At 32.7% G+C, this 23,317-nt stretch carries 20 protein-coding genes; 11 read left to right on the forward strand and 9 right to left on the reverse strand.

What is annotated here, in order from left to right:
- Positions 1-46: 46 nt before the first annotated feature.
- Both Q0822_RS17360 and Q0822_RS17365 read left to right on the forward strand, forming a co-directional pair.
- Positions 47-1,084 carry a cysteine synthase family protein gene (locus Q0822_RS17360; RefSeq protein WP_299126173.1) on the forward strand — a complete coding sequence of 346 codons (1,038 nt, stop codon included), beginning with the start codon at positions 47-49 and terminating at the stop codon, positions 1,082-1,084.
- A gap of 213 nt (positions 1,085-1,297) precedes the next feature.
- The gene (locus tag Q0822_RS17365) at positions 1,298-2,557 is read left to right on the forward strand and encodes an aminotransferase class I/II-fold pyridoxal phosphate-dependent enzyme (protein ID WP_299126174.1); all 1,260 of its coding nucleotides are present in this window, start codon (positions 1,298-1,300) and stop codon (positions 2,555-2,557) included.
- 48 nt (positions 2,558-2,605) lie between these two features.
- On the opposite strand, the gene Q0822_RS17370 is transcribed toward Q0822_RS17365, so the two are convergent.
- Positions 2,606-3,727 (reverse strand): GNAT family N-acetyltransferase, encoded by a 1,122-nt coding sequence (locus tag Q0822_RS17370; RefSeq protein WP_299126176.1) that lies wholly within the window; start codon positions 3,725-3,727, stop codon positions 2,606-2,608.
- Between the two features lie 8 nt (positions 3,728-3,735).
- The gene (locus Q0822_RS17375; protein WP_299126177.1) at positions 3,736-4,716 is read right to left on the reverse strand and encodes a transporter; all 981 of its coding nucleotides are present in this window, start codon (positions 4,714-4,716) and stop codon (positions 3,736-3,738) included.
- Between the two features lie 103 nt (positions 4,717-4,819).
- Between Q0822_RS17375 and Q0822_RS17380 the strand changes: the two genes are divergently transcribed.
- The 4 genes from Q0822_RS17380 (at position 4,820) to Q0822_RS17395 (ending at position 10,471) form a co-directional block, all read left to right on the forward strand.
- Positions 4,820-5,113 (forward strand): DUF4834 family protein, encoded by a 294-nt coding sequence (locus Q0822_RS17380; RefSeq protein ID WP_299126273.1) that lies wholly within the window; start codon positions 4,820-4,822, stop codon positions 5,111-5,113.
- 76 nt (positions 5,114-5,189) lie between these two features.
- A complete protein-coding gene (locus tag Q0822_RS17385; RefSeq protein WP_299126178.1) occupies positions 5,190-7,658 on the forward strand; it encodes a YfhO family protein in 2,469 nt (822 codons plus the stop codon).
- A gap of 10 nt (positions 7,659-7,668) precedes the next feature.
- Positions 7,669-8,958, forward strand: a complete 1,290-nt coding sequence (locus Q0822_RS17390; RefSeq protein ID WP_299126179.1) for a glycosyltransferase family 4 protein — start codon at positions 7,669-7,671, stop codon at positions 8,956-8,958.
- Between the two features lie 52 nt (positions 8,959-9,010).
- Positions 9,011-10,471: an oligosaccharide flippase family protein gene (locus tag Q0822_RS17395; protein WP_299126181.1), complete on the forward strand. Its 1,461-nt coding sequence runs from the start codon at positions 9,011-9,013 to the stop codon at positions 10,469-10,471.
- A gap of 114 nt (positions 10,472-10,585) precedes the next feature.
- Here Q0822_RS17395 and Q0822_RS17400 read toward each other — a convergent pair whose 3' ends face one another.
- Both Q0822_RS17400 and Q0822_RS17405 read right to left on the reverse strand, forming a co-directional pair.
- Positions 10,586-11,884: a hypothetical protein gene (locus tag Q0822_RS17400; RefSeq protein WP_299126183.1), complete on the reverse strand. Its 1,299-nt coding sequence runs from the start codon at positions 11,882-11,884 to the stop codon at positions 10,586-10,588.
- 179 nt (positions 11,885-12,063) lie between these two features.
- Positions 12,064-12,750 (reverse strand): hypothetical protein, encoded by a 687-nt coding sequence (locus Q0822_RS17405; protein ID WP_299126184.1) that lies wholly within the window; start codon positions 12,748-12,750, stop codon positions 12,064-12,066.
- A 200-nt stretch (positions 12,751-12,950) separates the two neighbouring features.
- On the opposite strand from Q0822_RS17405, the gene Q0822_RS17410 reads away from it, so the two are divergent.
- Positions 12,951-14,375: a serine hydrolase domain-containing protein gene (locus Q0822_RS17410; protein WP_299126185.1), complete on the forward strand. Its 1,425-nt coding sequence runs from the start codon at positions 12,951-12,953 to the stop codon at positions 14,373-14,375.
- Positions 14,376-14,470: 95 nt separating this feature from the next.
- Positions 14,471-15,553, forward strand: coding sequence for a DUF3667 domain-containing protein (locus tag Q0822_RS17415; RefSeq protein WP_299126186.1), 1,083 nt, complete (start codon positions 14,471-14,473; stop codon positions 15,551-15,553).
- On the opposite strand, the gene Q0822_RS17420 is transcribed toward Q0822_RS17415, so the two are convergent.
- A complete protein-coding gene (locus tag Q0822_RS17420; RefSeq protein ID WP_299126187.1) occupies positions 15,550-16,212 on the reverse strand; it encodes a hypothetical protein in 663 nt (220 codons plus the stop codon). The genes Q0822_RS17415 and Q0822_RS17420 overlap by 4 nt on opposite strands.
- 1 nt (position 16,213) lies before the next feature.
- Positions 16,214-19,003, reverse strand: a complete 2,790-nt coding sequence (uvrA, locus tag Q0822_RS17425; RefSeq protein WP_299126188.1) for an excinuclease ABC subunit UvrA — start codon at positions 19,001-19,003, stop codon at positions 16,214-16,216.
- A 232-nt stretch (positions 19,004-19,235) separates the two neighbouring features.
- Here uvrA and Q0822_RS17430 point away from each other — a divergent pair, with 232 nt between their 5' ends.
- The gene (locus Q0822_RS17430; protein WP_299126189.1) at positions 19,236-19,820 is read left to right on the forward strand and encodes a sigma-70 family RNA polymerase sigma factor; all 585 of its coding nucleotides are present in this window, start codon (positions 19,236-19,238) and stop codon (positions 19,818-19,820) included.
- Between the two features lie 56 nt (positions 19,821-19,876).
- Positions 19,877-20,020: a hypothetical protein gene (locus Q0822_RS17435; protein ID WP_299126191.1), complete on the forward strand. Its 144-nt coding sequence runs from the start codon at positions 19,877-19,879 to the stop codon at positions 20,018-20,020.
- A 31-nt stretch (positions 20,021-20,051) separates the two neighbouring features.
- Here Q0822_RS17435 and Q0822_RS17440 read toward each other — a convergent pair whose 3' ends face one another.
- Positions 20,052-20,597, reverse strand: coding sequence for a hypothetical protein (locus Q0822_RS17440; RefSeq protein ID WP_299126192.1), 546 nt, complete (start codon positions 20,595-20,597; stop codon positions 20,052-20,054).
- A gap of 46 nt (positions 20,598-20,643) precedes the next feature.
- The gene (nth, locus tag Q0822_RS17445; protein ID WP_299126193.1) at positions 20,644-21,300 is read right to left on the reverse strand and encodes an endonuclease III; all 657 of its coding nucleotides are present in this window, start codon (positions 21,298-21,300) and stop codon (positions 20,644-20,646) included.
- A 36-nt stretch (positions 21,301-21,336) separates the two neighbouring features.
- Between nth and bcp the strand changes: the two genes are divergently transcribed.
- Positions 21,337-21,792 carry a thioredoxin-dependent thiol peroxidase gene (bcp, locus tag Q0822_RS17450; protein WP_299126194.1) on the forward strand — a complete coding sequence of 152 codons (456 nt, stop codon included), beginning with the start codon at positions 21,337-21,339 and terminating at the stop codon, positions 21,790-21,792.
- 60 nt (positions 21,793-21,852) lie between these two features.
- Here the strand turns inward: bcp and Q0822_RS17455 are convergent, their stop codons facing one another.
- Positions 21,853-23,307 (reverse strand): TonB-dependent receptor, encoded by a 1,455-nt coding sequence (locus Q0822_RS17455; protein WP_299126196.1) that lies wholly within the window; start codon positions 23,305-23,307, stop codon positions 21,853-21,855.
- Positions 23,308-23,317 lie beyond the last annotated feature (10 nt).

Genomic DNA, 23,317 nt, shown 5'->3' on the forward strand with positions numbered 1-23,317 from the left:
GGTTTTAGGTGTCAAATAAATGTTGACTACCGAAAATTTTCATTTTATGAACAACAACAAAAATGTATTTGATAATGTGTTACAACTTATTGGTAGCACTCCCTTAATCAAATTAAATAGAATGACCGCTGACTTTGATGGTGATTTTTATGCTAAAGTAGAAGCATTTAATCCGGGTCATTCTTCTAAAGACCGAATTGCATTGCATATTATTGAAGAAGCTGAGCGTCAAGGTATCTTATCGCCAGGTGATACAATTATAGAAACTACTTCTGGAAACACAGGTTTTAGTATCGCTATGGTGAGTATTATCAAAGGATACGAATGTATTTTAGCAGTAAGCTCAAAATCTTCAGCTGATAAGATAGATATGTTAAAGTCTATGGGTGCTAAGGTTTATGTATGTCCTGCTCACGTTAATGCTGATGACCCACGTTCGTATTATCAAGTAGCTAAACGATTACACGAAGAGAATAAAGGCTCTATATACATAAATCAATATTTTAATCAATTAAATATTGACGCGCACTACAACACTACTGGTCCAGAAATATGGGAACAAACTAATGGTGAAATTACTCACTTGGTAGCTTGTAGTGGAACTGGAGGAACAATTTCGGGTATTTCTAAGTATCTAAAAGAACAAAACCCTGACGTAAAAGTTATAGGTGTTGATGCTTATGGTTCTGTATTGAAGAAGTATCACGAAACGCGCGAGTTTGATGATAAAGAGATTTATCCATATCGTATTGAAGGATTAGGCAAAAACCTTATACCAACCGCTACTGATTTCGATTTGATTGATAAGTTCGTTAAAGTGACTGATGAAGAAAGTGCACATACAGCAAGAGAGATTTCTAATTCAGAAGGTCTTTTTGTCGGTTATACTAGTGGTGCTGCAATGCAAGCTATTAAGCAACTTGTTTCAGAGGGAGAATTTAAGATTACTGATAAAATTGTTGTCGTTTTTCCTGATCATGGTTCGCGTTATATGAGTAAAGTATATAGTGACAAATGGATGAGCGATCAAGGCTTTTTCGATAGCAAAACTGCTACTCCAGCGACTATAGAATATATAAAGTAAATTATAATTATATTATAAATACCTATCATGGGCAACTGTGATAGGTTTTTTTATGTTCAAAACTTAGTGAATAGATAAATTAAATAAATTATGCAGTCATAATATTATTAATTAATTTTGCATCAACTAACAAGATTAAATTAACAACAAGTTAATAGTTTTTTAATACGTTTTTCTAAGGTGTTAATAAACGATTAATAGCAATTTTAATGCATGAAGGATTTATTTGAAAAGATTTACAGAGATAAAGGACCGCTAGGTAAATGGGCTGCTCAAGCAGAAGGTTATTTTGTTTTCCCAAAACTTGAAGGTCAGATATCTAATAGAATGAAGTTTCAAGGTAAAGATGTTATTACCTGGAGTATTAATGATTACTTAGGATTAGCTAATCATCCTGAAGTTAGGAAAGTTGATGCTGAGGCTGCGGCGCAATATGGTTCTGCCTATCCAATGGGTGCTCGTATGATGTCAGGACATACTGATCTGCACGAACAATTACAAAATGAACTTGCTGAATTTGTTAGTAAGGAAGCTGCTTATTTATTAAATTTTGGTTACCAAGGTATTATGTCAACAATTGATGCTTTGGTAGGAAAAGACGATATCATTGTATATGATGTTGATGCGCATGCTTGTATAATTGATGGTGTACGTCTGCATATGGGTAAACGTTTTACATATAAACACAATGATGTAGCTAGTTTAGAGAAAAATCTGGAACGTGCAACTAAAATGGCTGAACAAACGGGTGGTGGAATTCTTGTAATTTCAGAAGGAGTTTTTGGAATGAGAGGAGAGCAAGGCCGTTTAAAAGAAATTGTAGAGTTAAAGAAAAAGTTTAATTTTAGATTTTTAGTAGATGATGCCCACGGATTCGGAACGTTAGGCGCAACTGGTGCAGGAGCAGGAGAGGAGCAAGGTGTACAAGATGATATCGATGTTTATTTTGCAACTTTTGCTAAATCTATGGCTAGTACAGGAGCTTTTATAGCTGCTGACCAAGAAATAATAGATTATTTAAAATATAATTTACGTTCTCAAATGTTTGCAAAGTCATTACAAATGACTTTAACAAAGGGAGCTTTAAAGCGCTTAGATATGTTGCGCAAGATGCCAGAGCTTAAAAAGAATCTTTGGACAATAGTGGACGCGCTTCAATCGGGTTTAAAAGAACGTGGTTTTGATATTGGGACAACGCAAAGTTGTGTGACACCTGTTTATTTAAAAGGAAGTATTCCTGAAGCTATGGCTTTAGTGAGAGACTTACGTGAAAACTACGGAATATTCTGTTCTATAGTGGTTTACCCTGTTATACCTAAAGGATTAATTTTACTTAGAATGATTCCTACTGCAACACATACTTTAGAAGATGTTAGAGAGACATTAGATGCTTTTGATGCTATTAGAAATCGTTTAGAAAATGGAACATATAAAAGAATGTCTGCAGCTTTAATTGCGGCTATGGGTGAGTAATTTCCTTTTTCACATAATACAAAAAGCTATCAGAATTGATAGCTTTTTTTAGTAAATATCTTTTCTAAACGTCTTTCTACGTTTATATACTTTAGGATCAAAATGTTTCCAGATTTTATGAATTGCCAAATTATCTTCTAATTCAGGAGTTCTGTAACAAGTCTCAATACCTTTTTCTTTGAACGTTTCGTAATATTCATTAAAAATGACAGCATGTACACCTTTATTCTGATAATCTGGATGAATACCTATTAAATAGAAAATGACATCTTTACTGTGTTTCTTAGCTTTTAAAACATGCGAAAAGCCAAATGGAAATAACTTACCGTTCGCTTTCTGAAGTGCTTCTGCAAATCGTGGCATAACAACAGCGAACCCAATAAGTTTATCGTTTTCATCAATGACGAATTTTATATATTCTGGGTTCACAAAACTTATAAACTTCTTTTTAAAGTATTCTTTTTGAATATCTGTAATTTCAACAAATGAAGATAAAGAAGCATAACTTTCATTAAATAAATCGAACATACGATCCGCATAAGGCATAACCTCTTCTGTTTTGGTCAGCTTTAATGCCTTTAATTTATATCGGCGTTTTATAAGTTCTTGTGCTTTTTTAAAAAATTCTGGTTTCACATTTTCAAACGGAAACTTGCTTTCGGAATATTCTTTTTCAATTTGGTAACCGTGAGTTTTATAATGATTTACATAATATGGGTGATTGTACCAAGTTATCATTGGTGCTATACTATCAAATCCTTCGGTCATTACACCAACTTTATCCAAATTAGAAAATCCAACGGGTCCTTCAGCATAATCTAGTTGATGTTCTTTCCCTATTTCTTCAACCTTTTCTAATAAAGCTTTACTAACTTCTACATCATCAATAAAATCAAACCAACCAAAGCGCATTTTCTTTATGCTTTGATTGTTTACTTCTAGCCAATTAATAATTGCTGCTACACGGCCAACAATTTCGTTATCTCTATAGGCTAAGAAAAATTGGGCCTCAGCATCTTTAAAAATTGGATTTTTATCTTTATTAAAAGTTTCTAATTCTTGTTTGATAATAGGAGGAACCCAATATTTTGAATCTTTATAAAGTGAAAATGGAAACTTTACAAAAGCTTTCAAATCTTTTTTTGATGCGGCTTCTTTAATTTTAATCATAGATGGGTTTATAGGCTATCAGAATCATCAAAAACATCAGTTTTCTTTTTCTTCTTTTTACTTTTTCGTTTCTTACGTTCTCCTTCTTCTTCAGCAGAATTTCCATTATCAATTTTTTTGTCTCTATGAAAATCTAAACGATAAGATGCACCAAAAGCAATATTGAATACAGTAGGTGTATCTTTAGTATTAAAAGCGATATTTGCATCTAATTGAAAATCTCTTGTCCATAGATATGCACCACCAAAACGGAGTAAATTGTCTGCATAAAAATCACTACTGATGCCCTGTGTTTCACCAAAAACAACCCATTGAGGCGTAAATGAATGTGTTAATGTTAAGATATACTGGAAATCAGAGTAATCTGTACCAATTCTGTCTAATATAAAATTGGTAACAAACACCCAACCACCATTAAAATTGTTTTGGGTTGCTACCATTACTTTTGGGCTAAAGCCTTCAATACCAGGAGCTGTGTAAGGATTGTTTTTTGTGTCAAAGTTTGCACCAGCATACACTGCTACTGCAGGTATTAGAGATTTCCATTGAAATGTTCTATTGGCATGGTAACTGTATAGGTTCGGTTTTGCATCTTCGGTATTTTTATAAGGATCATAAATAAGGTATTTAGCACCTAAAGTAACGTTTCTAAAGTTTGAGCGTTTGTCTTCTACTGGTATTGCTGCATTATTAAATGTAATGTTGTCGTTTTGATAAACACCTTCTAATGAAAATTCTAATTGATCAAAAAGAACACCATATCTGATGCCAAAATCTAATCCAAAACCTGAAACATCATATTGTAACGGTACGTGCTCTTCTTTTACTGTAAAGGCACCAGCTTCAAACTGAACAACACCAGTTCCGACAGAAAAAGCACTTTTTGAAACACCAGGTCTATTTGAATTAATAACCTCTGTATATTGGGCATAAATACTCGAAAACGATAGTAAAATAAGTAGGGTGAAAAATGATTTGAGTAGTTTCATTAGTTGTTAGTTTAAATTCAAATATAGATATTTTATACTTTTTTTAAGGAATAATAACGGATTATAAATGAGTATAATTGTATTTTTGATATTATTTATAGATATGATACAAGAAGCTTCGGCCATGGGATTATTGAGAACCATATTAATTATATTGCTTGTCTATTTCGGAATTAAGATATTAGCGCGCCTTTTTGCTCCTTTGTTTTTACGTTTTGTAGCAAAAAAAGCGGAAGAAAAATTTGGACAACAGTTTGGTGGATTTCAAAATCCAAGTCAACAAAAACAGCAGCAGAAACAAAAAGAGGGTGAGACTGTTATAGATAAAATGCCAAACCAAAATAAATCTTCTAACGAAAAAGTTGGAGAATATATCGATTACGAAGAAATTGAGTAGTTCAATTTTTTTAAAAGTACTCTTCTTATCAAAAAAATAACTACTTTTCAGAATCATTCAACTTTAAAGTAATTCCATGTCATTTTCTTTTAAACGTTTATTGCCACATATCTTAGTTTTAATAGGGTTTGTGGTTTTGTCATTAGCTTATTTTAGTCCTGTTTTACAAGGCAAAAAGATTTACCAAAGTGATATTATACACTATATTGGTATGGCACAACAGCAAAAGGAATTTGCAAAAGCTGAAGGTGAAGAAACCTATTGGACTAACAGTGCTTTTGGCGGTATGCCTACCTATCAACTGGGTGCAAAATATCCACATAACTACATCAAAAAACTCGATTTAACCTTACGGTTTTTACCAAGACCAGCTGATTATTTATTTCTGTATTTTATTAGTTTTTATATTTTACTATTATGCTTAAAAGTCGATTTTAAGCTGGCAGCACTTGGTGCATTGGCATTTGGATTTTCTACATATCTTATCATAATTTTAGGTGTTGGGCATAATGCAAAAGCACATGCCATCGCATATATGCCATTGGTTTTGGCAGGAATTATTCTCACATTCAGAAAAAAATACATCCTCGGATTTTTATTAACTACAGTTGCATTAGGCTTGGAAATTGTTACCAATCATTTTCAGATGACTTACTATCTCATGCTTTTAGTCATAGTGCTAGGCATTGCTTATTTAGTAGATGCCTACAGAAAAAAGGTATTGCCACATTTCTTTAAATCTGTCGGATTGTTATTAATCGCAGCATTTTTGGCTGTTGGTTTAAATGCCACTAATATTTTGGCAACGCAAGAATATGTTAAAGAAAGTACACGAGGTAAAAGTGAATTAACCATAAATCCTGATGGTTCTGCAAAAGAAGTCACTTCTGGCTTAAGTAGAGAATATATAACGGAATACAGTTATGGTCTTTTAGAATCTTTTAATCTCTACATTCCCAAATTTATGGGTGGTGGTAATAGGGAAGACGTTGGTAAAGATTCTGAAACTTATAAAGCTTATACAAATCTAGGTGCATCACCTATTGAAGCTTTAGAAGGTTCGAGAAATGCACCAATGTACTGGGGAGATCAGACTATTGTTGAAGCGCCAGCATATGTCGGTGCTGTAATTATATTTTTGTTTGTTCTTGGGCTTTTCTTAGTTAAAGGACGACTGAAATGGTGGCTAGTTGGAGGAACAGTTTTGTCATGGATACTATCTCTTGGTAAGAATTGGTTTTTTGTTGAAAATGCTAAACCAGATAGTAACCCTATAACTAATTTCTTTATCGATTATATTCCTTTATATGATAAGTTTAGAGCTGTGAGTTCCATCCAGGTGATACTGGAGCTGTGTATTCCTATTTTAGGAATTTTTGCGTTGGTGCGTTTGTTTAATGATTTTCAGAAAGATGAAGAAAAGCTAAAAGCTTTAAAATATTCTGTTATCGTTACTGCAGGTTTAACACTAGTGTTTTTATTATTTAAGTCATTTTTGTTCGATTTTGAAAGTTTCAGAGATGGAGATTACATTGAGGCTTATGGTCAACCTTTTATTGATGCTGTTATTGAAGATAGAAAGTCATTAATGACTGCAGACACATTGAGAACATTGGTTTTGGTATTGCTTTCAGCGGGAACAGTTTATTTCTTTATAAAGAAAAAACTATCAGAAACATTAACAGTAGTTGTATTTGCTGTGTTGCTACTTTTTGACTTAGTAAGTGTAGATAGACAATACGTTAATAACGATAATTTCACCTCTGCTTTGAGAGTAGATAAACCTTATCAAGCCACAGTTGCAGACAAAGAAATTTTGAAAGATAAAGGCCATTATAGAGTTTTAGACATGTCTTCTGAAGGACAAAGCAAACCAGGAAGAGCTGCTTATTTTCATAATTCCTTATTTGGATATCATGCAGCTAAATTAGGGCGCTACAATGAGTTAATGGAATTTCATGTGTATAAAAACAACATGAATGTTCTAAATATGTTGAATACAAAATATATCATTGCGGAAGAACAGGGAAATATATTCCCATATACAAATACAGATGCTAATGGTAATGCTTGGTTTGTCTCTAAACTCAAAGCTGTTGCAGGAGCTAATCAGGAAATAGTTGCTTTAGATAGTTTAGATACAAAGTCTCATGCTGTTTTAGAAAATACAGTGTTTAATGAAAATAATTTGAAAGCTAATTATCAATTAGATTCTACAGCCTCGATTCAGTTAAAAGCATTTAAGCCTAATTATTTAAAATACGAATCGAGCAATTCAAACGATGGCTTAGCTGTATTTTCAGAAATCTATTATAATCAAGGTTGGAATGCTTACATCGATGGTAAACTAACACCACATTTTAGAGTGAATTATGTATTACGTGCCTTAGAAATCCCGAAAGGTAGTCATGCTATTGAGTTTAAGTTTGAACCAGCAGTTGTAGAAACCGGAAGTAAAGTGGCTTTGGCCAGTTCTGCTATCTTTGGAATATTACTTTTATTGGGTATTTTCTATGAGTTTAAGCAACGAAAAGCGAAAGCTTAAGCGTTAAAAAATGAATTCTAAAAAAACACTAATACTTACGTACTATTGGCCTCCAGCTGGAGGTCCTGGCGTACAGCGTTGGTTAAAGTTTGTAAAATATTTGCCTGAATTTGGAATAGAACCTATTGTGTATTGTCCAGAAAATCCAAACTATCCGATTATAGATGAGAGTTTGGTTAATGAAATTCCTAAGAATATTACAATTTTAAAACAGCCTATAAAAGAACCTTATGGATTGGCGAATCTATTTTCAAAAGGCAGATCTAAAAAAATTAGTTCAGGTGTAATTCCTAAAGCCAAAAAGCAATCCTTTATAGAAAAAGCAATGCTTTATGTGAGAGGGAATTATTTTATACCAGATGCGCGTAAGAATTGGATAAAACCTTCAGTGTCTTTCCTTTCAAATTATATAGAAAAATACCAAATAGAAACCATTATTTCTACAGGTCCACCTCATAGTTTGCATTTAATTGGACTTCAACTAAAAGAGCAATTAGGTGTAAAATGGCTCGCAGATTTTAGAGATCCTTGGACCACTATCGGCTATCATAAAGCATTAAAATTAACTGATTCTTCAAAAACAAAACATCTCAACTTAGAGTCTAAAGTTTTAAATACAGCTGATGAGATTATCGTAACAAGCAATCATACTAAGAATGAATTTCAAACTAAAACAAAGCAGCCCATTTCTGTAATTACTAATGGTTACGATTCTCATAATGTCAGAGTAGAAGGGAAGGATGAAAAATTCACACTATCACATATTGGTTCTCTGTTGTCTGAGCGAAATCCAACTGTTTTATGGGAAGTGCTTTCAGAATTGATTCAAGAGATTGAAGGTTTTTCAAAAGCCTTCAAACTGCAATTAATTGGTGTTGTAAGTGATGATGTTTTAGAATCCATTAACCAAAATGGACTAAAAGACCATGTTGAAGTTGTTGGTTATGTTAGTCATGATGATGCGATTAAATTTCAAATGAAATCGCAACTCTTGTTGCTAATCGAAATTAATTCCGTAGACACTAAAGCCATTATTCCAGGTAAAGTGTTTGAATATCTTATTTCTGAAACACCAATACTAGCAATAGGCCCAAAGGATGCTGATGTAGAACAAATCATTAAATCAACTAATACAGGAGTATACTTTAATTACAACCAAAAGCAAGAATTAAAATCACAAATCTTGAATTATTTTGAAGCCTATAGAAACAATGAATTAAAGGTAAACGGTATTGGTTTACAACCTTATAGCAGAAAGGCGCTTACTGAAAAATTGAGCAAGATCATTAGTGAAAAGTAATTCGTAAAGTACGTTTTGGATTTTCATATTTTATAGTTGTAATTTTATCGCTATGGGAATTGTATTAAACCAATCATTTAAAAATACAATAAGTACTTACTTAGGCTTTGGTATTGGTGCTATTAATACGCTCTTTCTTTATACAAATTTTTTGACTGATGAGTATTATGGTTTAGTTGCATTTTTGCTATCTGCGGCTAATATTATGATGCCGTTTATGGCTTTTGGAGTTCATAACGCGATTATTAAATTCTATTCTTCTTTTAAATCAAAAAACAGTATCAATAGCTTTTTAACGCTGATGTTATTTCTGCCTTTGATATTTATAATTCCTGCTTTTTTTATTGGTTATTTTGCCTATGATTCTATTGCTGGTTTACTTTCAAGTGAGAATACTATTGTAGAGCATTATGTTTGGCATATTTTTATTCTAGCTATTGCCATGGCATATTTTGAAATCTTTTTTGCTTGGTCTAAAGTGCAGTTACAGACTGTTTTTGGTAATGTGATGAAAGAAATATTTCATCGCGTATGCATCATGATTTTACTGTTTGCAGTTTATATGAAATGGCTTTCAATACATCAGTTTATACTATCTTTAGTTGGAGTGTATGTTTTGCGGATGCTAATCATGAAAATGTATGCCTATTCTATACGTTTCCCAAAGCTGAAGTTTGAAAAACTTAATAAGTTACCTTCAATCATAAAGTATTCTGGTTTAATGATTATTGCAGGTTCAGTTGCTATGCTTATTCTCGATATAGATAAGTTTATGATTGGTTTAATGTTGCCAGATATTGAGCAAGTTGCCTATTATAGTGTAGCTATTTTTATAGCAACTGTTATCGCTGTACCACAACGTGCCATGCATCAAATAATGATGCCTTTAACTGCAAAATATCTGAACGAAAATGATATACCATCTTTAGAAAACCTATATAAGCGTAGCTCAATGAGCTTGCTAGTGATTAGTGGATTTATTTTCCTTTTAATTATTCTGAATATCAATCAACTCTATGAAATTCTTCCTGATGAATTTACTGGTGGACTTTTTGTAGTTCTCATTGTAAGTTTAGCAAAGTTGTACGATAATAGCTTAGGAAATAACAACGCTATTTTATTTAATAGTGATTACTATAAAATGGTACTATTCTTCGGTGTTTTACTGGCTATTATGGCCATTGTACTGAATGCGGTTTTTATTCCTGTCTATGGCATTGAAGGTTCGGCTTTTGCAACGTTCTTAGCTGTTTTTATCTATAATACAATTAAGATAGCTTTTGTGAAGATGAAGTTTAATATACAGCCTTTTACAATAGCTTCTGTAAAGATCGTTGTAACACTTATTATATTGTCAATTGGGTTTTACTTTTGGGAATTTCCATTTAATCCTATAATAAATATTATTCTGAAATCGACTATAGTAGGTACATTGTATTTTAGTCTTATTTATAAATTAGATATTTCTGAAGATATCTCTACCCAGATTAGGAAGTATTTGCGTTTGAAGTAGAACTTATAAAGAGATACTGAAACACGTTCAATATAATAACGAGAAATCCCGCAAGGTGCTCTGAGGCATACATCATGCGGGATTTCTACTAACCAACCAAAAAAAATCTTTATTTTATCCTCTAGATCGTCTTGAGCTAGATCTTGTAGAACTTTGATTACTCTTTCTACTTGTATTAGATCTTGTCTTTACAGACGATGATTTTCTTTTATTTTGAACTGTACTTCGTACTTTACTTTTCTGCGACGTTGCTCTATTATATGTACGAGATTTAGTCGCATTTGGTTTTCTAACCGAAGTGTTTTTTGTTCTCTTTACTTTGTTAGACACAGAACTTGGTGTTCTGGTCACATTTTCTCTTGTACTTCTTGTACGTGTTGCATTACTTGAACGATTTGTTCTACTTGGTGTAGAAACTCTAGTATTAGTTCTAGTAGTTGCCTTAGTATTTCTTGTACTCCTATTAGTTCTAGTAGTAGCGTTAGTACTCCTATTAGTTCTAGTAGGAGTTGTCACTCTTGTATTAGAACGTCTAGGCGTCGCTTTATCAGAAACACGTCTTGTACTTGTTCTTGTTGTCGCATTAGTATTACGAGTTGTTCTAGTTGTACTTGCGCTACTTTCTCTTGTTCGTGTAGCTCTTGTAGCTGCTATTGTAGCGTTATTGCGTTGCACACGACTTCTAATACTGCGTTCCCTTTTGTTTCTAGGCTTTTGCGCATATCTGTTACTAATTCTTCTAGCACTACGATTTGCTATTCTATTTCCATTACGTCTTCCTATGTTGTAATATCTAACATTGTTAGTGTATGGTCTGTAATATATATGCCTAACTGGTGCATAAAACTGTCTGTAAGGATTTACATTTAGTATACAAAAGTCTGCTACAGGTATTGCATAAAATCTGTGCCATGGTCTGTAAACATAGGCTCTGTTATAGATATTGATAAACCCATCATATCTCCAGAACGCATTGTTTCTATAATAAACATTTAAACCTCCAAGTCTAGTAATTCTACCACGACTGTTATAGTTAATAAAAATGTTTCCAATTTGGTTTACACGACCATAGAAGTCATAATAAACAGGTGTGTTTTCAATTTGAATAATAGCACCAAAGCTATCGTACTGAACATATGGGTTATAGTTATATCCAGAGTTAAAGCTCAAAGAGAAACCTGGTGTATCCAAGCCAACACTTACATCTGGGCCATAATTTGGCATGTAAAAATCGAATTGACCATCTGCATATACCGAAAATTCGATACCAGCTTCAGTAAATATGAAAGAATTACCATAACCTCTCACGTAGTTATTAATTGAAGCTTCTGCTTCTGATGTTGTTGTGGTGGTTGCAAATGCAGTGCTACTCAAAGCAACTAAACCTGCAAATAAAAATAGTATCCGTTTCATAATTTCTGGGTTTTAAATATTAATTACAAACTATAAAACAAACAGCGTGCCAAAAACATAAACTACTGATAATCAGATATTAATTTTAAGAAAAGAAAAAACCCTGAAAATGTTTGGGGAAACATTCAGGGTTTAAATAATTCATTAAGTAGAACTTAATGGTTAAACAAATCAAAATCTCAATCTTTAAGTTTTTTTCGTTTTTTAATTTTACCATTCTTTTTGTAATAGTAATGGTCGTCATCATCATTCCAGTCGTCATCCCAATCGTCGCCATATGATTGACTATCGTAATGGTCTACAGTGCATCCTGAGATTCCACATATACCACAAGATTGATTGCTATGATTAACAAAACCTCTTGTTCCTATGACTTCACCATATCTGTTATACAGAATACGTAATCCACCAACTTGTTTTAACTGACCTCTTCTGTAACTCATGTAAACGGTTCCAGCTCGTTTTATTCTTCCTTGTCTATCATAATTGATGAATACGTTTCCGATACGTCTTACACGACCTAGTCTATCATGTGTTACTAAAACACCTCTTTCTCTGTTGTGATAAGTAGTGCCAGGAGCTCCATGAGTTCTGTTTGTACTTCGTCTTGTTCTTGTCTTAGAACGTCTGTAGTAATAATTGTCGTCATCTGGTACTGTAGAAAATAAATCTGTGTTAAAATCGAAGCTACCATCAGCAAAGATTAAGAATTCTACACCACGCTCTACAAACAAAATAGGTTGTGCATAACGATAGCGTGATGTAAGATCTAAATCTACACTTTGTGTTGCAGAAACTTTTTCTGCGGCGGTTACAGTTGTTAATCCCATTAACAGTCCTGTAAAAAGTAAAACTATTTTTTTCATAGTTATTGTATTTAGATTGTGCCTACTCATATTTAGCTTTTCGGCTTACGCTATTGTTTTAGTGATTTTCAATTAACGTGCCAAGATTATAACCTTTTGGTTCATAGATTTTTATGTATTTATATTTTTAAAATATAGCATTACGTATCTGCTTAATTTGTTATATTTACTTAGCTATAAATTAAAATCTCTTATTAATCATGAAGAAAATCACTCTATTTATTCTTTTGTTTTTTACAATTTTTGATAGTTTTTCGCAAAAAGGAAAGAAAAACTATGACGAAGCATTTAAAATCATTGAGGTATGGTTAGAAGCTCAAAAAGATTTCGAATTATTACCAGGAATTTCAGTAGCTATAGTCAAAGATCAAGATATTCTTTGGAGTGGTGCATTCGGAAAAGCAAATGTTGAAGACAATATTGATGCTACTGCTAATACGTTGTGCAGTATATGTTCGATTTCAAAATTATTCACTTCTGTCGCTATTATGAAATTATATGATGATGGGAAACTGCGTTTAGATGATGAATTAAAAGATGTATTGCCATGGTTTGATTTAAAACAGCAATTTGCTGATAGTGGACCGATAACTATTCGTTCGCTATTAACTCATTCCTCTGGGTTGCCTCGACAATCTGAAGTTGCATATTGGTCCGCACCAGATTTTCCTTTTCCTACAGTAGACGAAATGAAAGAAGCAATGAAGCGTCAAGAAACGTTGTATCCAGCTTCTAATAATTTTCAGTATAGTAATTTGGCTTTATCACTCTTAGGTGAGGTTGTTGCTGAATTATCTGGAATGTCTTATGAAGAATATGTTACTAAGCATATTTTAGGCCCTTTAAAACTCAATAATACCAGACCAGAAATGCCTAAGGACTTTCATGGAAAAGAATTAGCAATAGGATACTCTGCATTAGATAGAAAACTTAATCGTGAAAAAGTCCCACTCTTTGATGCAAAAGGTATAACAGCAGCGGCAGGCTATTCTTCGAATGTTTTAGATTTAGCAAAATTTGCATCTTGGCAATTTAGATTAAGAGATACTATAGCTAAGGAAATTCTTAAGCCTTCTACATTAAAAAACATGCATAACGTACATTGGACAGATCCAGATTTTGATTTAACATGGGGTTTAGGTTTTTCAGTTTATAAAGGCGATGATGGAGCAAAATGGGTTGGCCATGGCGGAAGTTGTCCAGGTTATAGAAGCACGCTTCAACTTAACTTAAGATCTAAAATGGCATATGCGGTAATGATAAATGCTGGTGGAACTAATCCTGGCAAATATTTGAGAGCAATTAATACAATAATGGGAAAAACTGAGGTAATATCAGAGTCAGAATCGGATGTCAATCTAGATGACTATGTTGGTTTTTATAGTGGGCAACCATGGGGAAGTGAAAATTATATAGGAAGTTGGAATGGTAAATTGGTGAGTATAAGACTACCTTCAGATAACCCTTTGAGTGGATCATCTATATATAAACACATAGAGGGAGATACATTTAAAAGAATAAAGGATAACGGAGAATTAGGTGAGACTATGGTATTTGAAAGAGATGAAAATGGAAATGTATATAGAGGGAAGTCACATCAGAATTATGCAATTAAGATGAAATAGTTTCTTTATAAATTGAATATTAATCGAAACATTTTTAAGTTTTCTTAGATATAGTAATTATCTTTTGAGATATTTAAAACTTTTTGTTTTCTGCTATGAATACCAACCAACTTAATTGTCAAAATTGTGAAGAACTTTATGATGAAGGTTTTCAATTTTGTCCGCATTGTGGGCAGAAGACCAATGACGAACTTACTATTGGTGTTTTGTTCTACAACACCATTAGCAACTATTTTTCTTTTGATGCTCGCTTCTTAAAAAGTTTTATTCCTTTAATGTTTAGACCAGGTTATCTGGCAAAACAGTTTATTAAAGGTAAGCGCTTGTTGTATTTACATCCTGCTCAGATGTATTTATTCATTTCGGTTGTATTCTTTTTTATCTTTTCATTTACTGTTAGGAAACAAACAGATACACTTAACCGAGAACTGAAAAAGACTTTAAACAGTAAAGAAGTTGTCGTTTTAGATTCGATTGAAATAAGAAAGAGGGATTCTATAGCACACGTCAAGGATTCTACAACTAGAAAAGAAATAGAAAAAACACTTAAGAGCAATAAATTTATTACGGGAATGAGTGATAAACAAATTGACTCTATCGTTAATCTAGAAAATTTACCTAAAAAGAACGATATTTCTTTCGGTTTTAATGAGAAGGAAATCGACTCTTTAATTGAAGCAAATGCTTCAGATAAGGAAATTTATAAGACTATGGGACTAGAAGAAGATGATGGCTGGTTTCGAAGAAAAATGTATACTCAAGCTTTAAAGTTTTACAAAGCGCGTGATGGAGGTAATGTACTTAAAGCATTTTATGACACTATACCAATAGCTTTGTTTTTCTTACTGCCAATATTTGCACTAATCATTAAAATACTCTATTACAGAAAAGGTCGTTATGCACATCATTTGGTTTTTGGATTTTACTTTTTCTCTTATTTATTTACAGTATTCAGTATTATTTTTGGTATTAATCTAATTTGGGATATTCCAGATTGGATAGATTGGTTAGTTGCATTTTCTACTTTTATTTATTTTATAATTGCACTAAAACGATTTTATGGACAGGGTTGGTTTTTAACCTTTTTTAAAGGTAGCGTCGCTACGTTTACGTTTATGGCTATTGTAATACCAACTGCTGCCATAATAATAGGATTATTTGCATTTATGTTTTATTAGTCTTCATCCGATTTGGCATGCCAAATCGGTATATATAAAAAGTCGCTCAATATTTGAGCATCATCAATAATTGATTTTAGACTGCCATGGTCTACAACATTTTTTCTAGAAGCATCGTCTAAAACCAAATTTAGTTCAAAACTTTTATAAGACCCTTTATCACTTTTTATATGTTCACCAATAAGCTGAATAGCTATAATAGATTTTAACAGAACATGTGATTTTGAAATGTTATTTTTTCTATTGTGGATTTCAGGTTTGTATGCTTTATAATAAAACCCTAATTGTTTATCGAAAACACGCGGTTTATAGAAGGAATAAAACATAAAGCCACCTACACTAGAAAAAATAAGTCCAAAAATGATTAAGAACCAATTAACCATTTCAAAATCAAAATTAGATTTAAATAAATGAATTGTATTGAAGAACAGAACTCCTAAACCAACAGCTAAAAAGATAAAACAGAAAATTGCTACACCAATAGAAGGTTTATAAACTAATTTTGAACTTGACTCTCGTATAAGCACATGAGTTTTAAAACTTGCGCCACCAGAGCTTAATGGCGAAGTTGAGACCTGAGATTTTATATCATTATTATCTTCAACAGTGTTTTTTCTAGCTTCAATAACTTCTCTATGAAATCCTTCAGGCAAATTCATTTTATAGTTTCTCCTGAAGATATTTACCAGTAACCGAATTCTTATTTCTGGCAATTTCTTCGGGAGTTCCTGTGGCAACGAGTTGTCCACCATGTTTTCCACCTTCTGGTCCAAGATCAATAACATAATCGGCACACTTAATTAAATCAATATTATGTTCAATTACAATTATAGAGTGCCCTTTAGAAATTAAAGCCTGAAATGATTTCAATAACTTTTTAATATCATGAAAGTGTAATCCTGTTGTAGGTTCATCAAAAATGAATAACGCATTATTGTTCTTACTACCTTTTCCTAAAAATGTTGCCAACTTAATTCGTTGCGCTTCACCACCAGAAAGAGTAGAAGAGGACTGACCTAATGTAACATAACCTAGACCAACATCTTGCAGTGGTTGTAATTTTCCTTGAACCTTAGTTTGCTTATGTGTTTTGAAGAAATCTATAGCATCATCAATAGTCATGTTTAAAACATCATCAATAGATTTACCCTCAAACTTAACTTCTAACACTTCTTTTTTAAAGCGCTTACCTCCGCAAGTATCGCAAGTTAAATGCACATCTGCCATAAACTGCATTTCAATAGTCACTTCGCCTTCGCCTTTACAGGTTTCGCAGCGTCCACCATCGACGTTAAAACTGAAGTGCTTTGCAGCATAATTTCTAATTTTACTCAATTTTTGAGAAGAGAATAAAGCTCTAATATCATCATAAGCCTTAATATAGGTTACAGGATTAGAACGCGAGGAACGTCCTATTGGATTCTGATCTACAAACTCCACATGCTGAACAATGCTGTGATTACCTTTCATTTCAGTAACCTGACCAATTTTATCACTAAAACCAGTCAATTTCTTTTGGATAGCGGGATATAGAATCTTTTTTACCAGCGTACTTTTTCCACTACCTGAGACTCCAGTAATTACTGTTAGCATTTCTAGCGGAAACGTAACATCAATATTTTTTAGATTATTTTCACGAGCACCAACAATTTCAATTTGATATTTTGAGGTTCTTCGTTTTTTAGGTACTTCAATTTCTAATAGACCATTAAGATATTTCGCTGTTAAGGTATCCGAAACTAATATATCTTTAAAATCACCAACGGCAACGACTTCACCACCAAAAGTCCCTGCTTCTGGTCCAATATCTATGATTGCGTCTGCAGCTTTCATAATATCTTCATCGTGCTCAACAACAATAACTGTATTGCCTAAATCTCTAAGTGATTTTAGAACATCAATTAACCGCTCAGTATCCTTTGGATGTAAGCCAATACTTGGTTCGTCTAAAATATACATAGAACCAACCAAGCTACTTCCTAATGAAGTAGCTAAGTTAATACGCTGACTTTCTCCGCCAGATAAGGTGTTTGACTTTCTGTTTAGTGTTAAGTAGTTTAAGCCAACATTAGATAAGAATTCTAGTCTGGTATTGATTTCTGTGAGTAGTCGCTTTGCAATTTTTGTATCATATGCATTCAATTCTAATTTACTAAAAAATACTTTCAATTCATCTAAAGGTAAATCCACTAAGTCTGTAATGGTTGCATCATCAATTTTTACATAGCTAGCTTCTACGCGTAAGCGTTTACCTTTGCAAATATTACATTTAGTTTTACCACGATAACGCGACAACATTACTCTATTTTGAATTTTATAGGCTTTAGATTCTAATTCAGCAAAGAAACCGTCTAATCCTTCAAAATATTGATTGCCTTTCCAGATTAAGGCCTTATGGCTGTCACTCAGTTCAAAATAAGGTTTATGAATTGGAAAATCGAATTTATGGGAGTTGTTAACCAACTGATCTCTGTACCAGCTCATACTTTCTCCTCGCCAAGGAAAAATTGCATTTTCATATACAGATAATGCTGTATTTGGGACTACTAAATCATCATCTATACCAATAACATCACCATAACCTTCGCATTTTGGACAAGCTCCATAAGGATTATTAAAGCTGAATAAATGCGAGTTAGGTTCAAGAAAAGACATACCATCTAATTCAAATTTATTATTGAACAGTGTTTGCTTCTTATCTGCAAGTGATTCAATAATACAAGTACCAACACCTTCATAAAAAGCTGTACCTACTGCGTCGGCCAAACGATTAAGAAAGTCTTCGTCATTTTTAAAAACAATTCTATCCACAACAAGAAATAGATTTTTGTCTGATTTTATTTTTGTTTTTAAAGCGTCATCAATTCGTAAGACATCGTCTTTTACTTTTATACGCGCATAACCTTGCTGTTGTAGTGTTTGCAGTTTGTTCTCAATAGTTCTACCTTCTTCCAAAATAATAGGAGACAGTAGCAGTAATTTCGCACCTTCCTCAAATTTTGAAATGTATTTAATCACATCTGTAACCGTATGTTTTTTAACTTCGTTACCAGAAATAGGAGAGTAGGTCTTTCCTATTCTTGCAAATAATAATTTTAGATAGTCATAAATTTCGGTAGTAGTTCCAACTGTAGAGCGAGGATTGGTAGAGTTTACTTTTTGTTCAATAGCAATTGCAGGGGCAATACCTTTTATATAATCTACTTTTGGCTTATTAAGTCTACCTAAAAATTGACGTGCATAACTCGAAAGACTTTCTACATAGCGTCTTTGACCTTCTGCATAGAGCGTATCAAAAGCCAAACTAGACTTGCCTGAGCCCGATAAACCTGTAATAACTACTAATTTATTTCTTGGGATAACAACATCAATATTTTTTAGGTTATGTAATTTTGCGCCTTTTATAATGATGTTTTCCTTTGGATTTACATCTAAAACAGTAGTATTCATAGGTTCTTTTCGATATCTAAGTTTGCAAAGATACTATAACTATTTCATCTATAAAAGGAACACTTTATCCGATAAAATGTTAAATTTTCCCATTTTTTTTTGTTTTTTCGGAATGATTGTTGTTATATTTACCACATAATCATTTAAAACACAACTGCGTATAGCATAATATTACTTTAGAGAATTTAACCCCTTGTTAAGAAGCGCGCTTCTTACTACTAAGAGTAATATTATGAAAAAAGAACTTATCCAAGACGCAGAGTTGGTTAGCAGCTACATTAAAGGAGACGAGAAAGCACTCTCAATTTTAATCCAAAGGCACAAACAAAAAATCTATAGCTTTATTTATTCTAAAGTATATGATAGAGATATTACTGAAGATATATTTCAGGATACCTTTATTAAAGTCATTAAAACTTTAAAGCTTGGGAAATATAACGAAGAAGGTAAATTTTTGCCTTGGGTGATGCGAATTGCTCATAATTTGGTGATTGACCATTTTAGAAAAAACAGCCGTATGCCGAAATTCAGTAATACTGGCGAATTCAGTATTTTCTCTGTACTTAGTGATTCTAGCTTAAATGCTGAAAAAAGTTTAATTAAGGATCAAGTAGAATCTGATGTACGTCGCATTATAGAAGAGCTTCCTGAAGATCAAAAACAAGTTTTAGTGATGCGTATGTACCAAGATATGAGTTTTAAAGAAATCTCTGAACGTACAGGTGTGAGTATTAACACAGCATTAGGACGGATGCGTTACGCACTTATTAATATGCGCAAGGTTATAGATCAAAATAATATAGTTTTAACGAATTGATACAATAAAGTAATTCGAGTTACGTTTTAGTCATATATAAAACATAAATTTTAAATATGGCAAAAATTTACTCTAATGCTTCCCCAAAAAACGATAACCTAAAACCAAAAGATGAAACGATAAGTTTCCTTTTGAATTATTCAAAGGCTTTAAGTGTTATAAATTATAATAAATTGAAGTTTGAAGCACTTCTAAATTAAGTTGAAGAAAAAATCCTGATGTCAGACAACATCAGGATTTTTTTGTAAAAAGTAGTTCTTCGTAATTCTGTGTAGTAAGATACTCATTCATTAAATTTTCCAAATATTTTATTGTTTTAGATTTTAAAGGGTGGTCATCTTTTAGACAATTCTTAAGGTTATTGTCATAAACGTTTATGATAATATACCAATATCCAGTTCTGTTTACATAGTTATCTTCGAATAGTGGATCGTTTCCGTTAGATTCTCTCTTGGCGTCAACTAAGGCTAAACCTAAATTATAGTTTTTGTCTTCTCTTTCTGCTTCAAGATACGATAAGTAGAGTGTTTGTCCATCAATTTCAAAGGGTAGATTAGAATCTACATTAGCATCATTAAGCTTAAACTTTTTATCGATATAAGTATAAAATTCTTCAGCATTTTTGGTGTCTCTAAAAATGAAAGAAGTTTCATTTGGTAGTTTACGTTTAAATTTTTTTGCAGCCATCACTTTGTGACCATCAAATTTTGGTGCAATTTTCACAGGGATACAAGACGTGATTGAAATTAGAAGTAATACAATAATGGTATTTTTCATAAGTAAAAGTTTCTTTCTTATTTAACAACAATTGTTCCAAAACTCCTCATTTTTTCTTTTTACTATAGTCGTCTAAAACTGTTTTCCTGCCAATCGTTTTAGTAATAATATCCTTATCTAAATCCCAACCACGAGCTGGCGAATATTCTCTACCATACCAAATAATTTGTAGGTGTAAATCATTCCACAATTCTTTTGGAAATAAACGCTTAGCATCTTTTTCGGTTTGAACAACGTTTTTTCCATTAGTTAAATTCCAACGATACATTAAACGGTGAATGTGGGTATCTACTGGAAATGCTGGAATACCAAATGCTTGAGATAAAACCACAGCGGCAGTCTTGTGACCTACAGCCGGTAATTCCTCTAGTTCTTCATAAGTCTTTGGAACTTCTCCATTGTGCTTGTCTATTAAAATATGTGATAAGCCATGAATGCCTTTACTTTTCATAGGAGATAAACCGACAGGCTTAATAATTTCTCTTATCTCATCTACACTAAGCTTAATCATATCATAAGGATTATCAGCACGTTGAAATAACAGAGGTGTGATTTGATTAACACGCACATCAGTGCTTTGAGCAGACATTAAAACTGCGATTAATAAGGTGTAAGGATCTTTGTGCTCTAAAGGAATTGGTATTGTTGGATAGAGTTCATTTAACGTATTTATAACAAAATCTACCTTTTCTTGTTTAGTCATTCATCGTATTTTTACAAAAAACAAATTTAAGGAATTATGACGCATTTAAAAGCAGGAGACAAAGCACCAGATTTTACAGCAAAAGATGAACAAGGAAATACAATTTCTTTATCTGATTATAAAGGAAAAAAATTAGTGGTTTTCTTTTATCCAAAAGCTAGTACACCAGGTTGTACAGCCGAAGCTTGTAATCTTAATGATAATTACGATAGGTTTAAAACACATGGTTATGAAATTTTAGGAGTTAGTGCAGATAGTGCCAAACGTCAATCTAATTTTAAGAATAAATATGGATTTCAATATCCATTATTAGCAGATGAAGATAAAGCCGTTATTGAAGCTTTTGGAGTTTGGGGGCCAAAGAAATTTATGGGTAAAGAATATGACGGTATTCATAGAACAACGTTTGTTATTGATGAAAACGGTATTTTAGAAGGTGTTATTACTAAAGTGAAAACGAAGGCTCATACAGAACAGATTTTAACTGAATAATTAACCTAAATAAAAAGGCGACCAATTATTGGTCGCCTTTTTATTTAATCTTTTTCTTAACTAGTTTTTATGTATCACTTCTTCAGACTCACAACCAAATAAGCTTTTCTCTTTAATTAGTTTCGCAACGCCTTCAGGAAGCATTTCTTCCCAGCCTTCATCGCCATTGGCAATCATTTTCAATACTGTTCTCGAGAATACCGATAAGTTAGAAGCATCAAAATCTGCAATATCAACAACTTTACCATTGTATTTAAAGAATTTATAGAGTTCTTTCATCCTTGGATGTACCTTAAGATTTTCACTTGTAGTTAAGCTACCATCTTCATTTTGCATAGGATAGAGGTAAACACGTAAATCTTTGTAAAATAGTTTTCCAAAGGCCTCTAAAATCCCACCACTTAAATGACGGTAATATTTCTCATCAAAAATGTCTACTAGATTGTTAACTCCCATAGCTAATCCCATACGTGCTTTAGAGTATTGAGAGAAGTATTCCACTAATTTATAATACTCTTGAAAGTTAGATATTAAAACCGTTTGCCCAAGAGAACACAATAGTTTGGCGCGATCCATAAAATCTTGCTCATCAATTTTTCCTTCAGCCCTTAGGTTAGATAAAGTAATTTCAAAAATAACCTGTGTTTTTTCTTTATCAACTTTGTTTTCTTTAACGAACATTTCGTAAGATTTCTCAAACATGTCCATATTTACTTTGGTAACAGGTCTAAAACTACCTCTAAGTGTTAAGATATTCTTTTTGTAAAGTACACGAGCAGGCAATACATTATTACCGTCTGGTGCAAACATTACAGCATCTGTCATTCCATTTTTAACCAGTTGCAAACTCATTAGTCTATTATCAACAGTCGCAAAGACAGGGCCAGAAAAATTAATGGTATCAATTTCTAATTGGTCTTGGTCTAGATGATCATATAAGTAACGTAATAATTTACGAGGTTGGTTGTATTTGTAAAACGCACCATAAATTAAGTTAGTTCCTAATTTACCTAGTGTTTCTTGCTGTAAACGAGCATCTGTTTCCTTAAACCTTATATGCAAAATGATGTCATTGTACTCACCATCTGGACTTACCTGAAATTTAATACCGACCCAACCATGACCTTTATATTTTTTTGCAAAATCTATAGTAGCCACTGTATTGGCGTAGGTAAAGAATATTTTATTAGGATTGTTATCTCTGGTAATACGTTGCTCCATTAAACCAATTTCGTGGTTCAACATTTTACGGAGTCTCGCTTCGGTAACATAGCGTTTATCATCTTCAATACCGTAGATAGCATCACTAAAGTCCTTGTCATATGCAGACATCGCTTTAGCTATAGTTCCTGAAGCTCCACCAGCTCTAAAGAACTGACGTACAGTTTCTTGCCCAGCACCAATTTCTGAAAAGGTACCATAAATGTCAGCATTAAGATTAATACGTAAAGCTTTGTCTTTTAATGACGGTATATTTTCAAAATCCGAGTCGCCTGTATACGTTATGTCCTTCATATAGATTGGG

Origin of the sequence: uncultured Winogradskyella sp., from assembly GCF_947496485.1 — a bacterium.
GTDB lineage: Bacteria > Bacteroidota > Bacteroidia > Flavobacteriales > Flavobacteriaceae > Winogradskyella.

What these genes read in the sequence shown, in the direction of transcription:
- Q0822_RS17430 (WP_299126189.1), top strand. Translation starts at nt 19,236, where the DNA reads ATGAAAAAAGAACTTATCCAAGACGCAGAGTTGGTTAGCAGCTACATT.
- bcp (WP_299126194.1), top strand. Translation starts at nt 21,337, where the DNA reads ATGACGCATTTAAAAGCAGGAGACAAAGCACCAGATTTTACAGCAAAA.
- Q0822_RS17380 (WP_299126273.1), top strand. Translation starts at nt 4,820, where the DNA reads ATGATACAAGAAGCTTCGGCCATGGGATTATTGAGAACCATATTAATT.
- Q0822_RS17385 (WP_299126178.1), top strand. Translation starts at nt 5,190, where the DNA reads ATGTCATTTTCTTTTAAACGTTTATTGCCACATATCTTAGTTTTAATA.
- Q0822_RS17375 (WP_299126177.1), bottom strand. Translation starts at nt 4,716, where the DNA reads ATGAAACTACTCAAATCATTTTTCACCCTACTTATTTTACTATCGTTT.
- Q0822_RS17400 (WP_299126183.1), bottom strand. Translation starts at nt 11,884, where the DNA reads ATGAAACGGATACTATTTTTATTTGCAGGTTTAGTTGCTTTGAGTAGC.
- Q0822_RS17440 (WP_299126192.1), bottom strand. Translation starts at nt 20,597, where the DNA reads ATGAAAAATACCATTATTGTATTACTTCTAATTTCAATCACGTCTTGT.
- Q0822_RS17365 (WP_299126174.1), top strand. Translation starts at nt 1,298, where the DNA reads ATGAAGGATTTATTTGAAAAGATTTACAGAGATAAAGGACCGCTAGGT.
- nth (WP_299126193.1), bottom strand. Translation starts at nt 21,300, where the DNA reads ATGACTAAACAAGAAAAGGTAGATTTTGTTATAAATACGTTAAATGAA.
- Q0822_RS17360 (WP_299126173.1), top strand. Translation starts at nt 47, where the DNA reads ATGAACAACAACAAAAATGTATTTGATAATGTGTTACAACTTATTGGT.
- Q0822_RS17390 (WP_299126179.1), top strand. Translation starts at nt 7,669, where the DNA reads ATGAATTCTAAAAAAACACTAATACTTACGTACTATTGGCCTCCAGCT.
- Q0822_RS17370 (WP_299126176.1), bottom strand. Translation starts at nt 3,727, where the DNA reads ATGATTAAAATTAAAGAAGCCGCATCAAAAAAAGATTTGAAAGCTTTT.
- Q0822_RS17395 (WP_299126181.1), top strand. Translation starts at nt 9,011, where the DNA reads ATGGGAATTGTATTAAACCAATCATTTAAAAATACAATAAGTACTTAC.
- Q0822_RS17420 (WP_299126187.1), bottom strand. Translation starts at nt 16,212, where the DNA reads ATGAATTTGCCTGAAGGATTTCATAGAGAAGTTATTGAAGCTAGAAAA.
- Q0822_RS17455 (WP_299126196.1), bottom strand. Translation starts at nt 23,307, where the DNA reads ATGAAGGACATAACGTATACAGGCGACTCGGATTTTGAAAATATACCG.
- Q0822_RS17405 (WP_299126184.1), bottom strand. Translation starts at nt 12,750, where the DNA reads ATGAAAAAAATAGTTTTACTTTTTACAGGACTGTTAATGGGATTAACA.
- Q0822_RS17435 (WP_299126191.1), top strand. Translation starts at nt 19,877, where the DNA reads ATGGCAAAAATTTACTCTAATGCTTCCCCAAAAAACGATAACCTAAAA.
- Q0822_RS17415 (WP_299126186.1), top strand. Translation starts at nt 14,471, where the DNA reads ATGAATACCAACCAACTTAATTGTCAAAATTGTGAAGAACTTTATGAT.
- uvrA (WP_299126188.1), bottom strand. Translation starts at nt 19,003, where the DNA reads ATGAATACTACTGTTTTAGATGTAAATCCAAAGGAAAACATCATTATA.
- Q0822_RS17410 (WP_299126185.1), top strand. Translation starts at nt 12,951, where the DNA reads ATGAAGAAAATCACTCTATTTATTCTTTTGTTTTTTACAATTTTTGAT.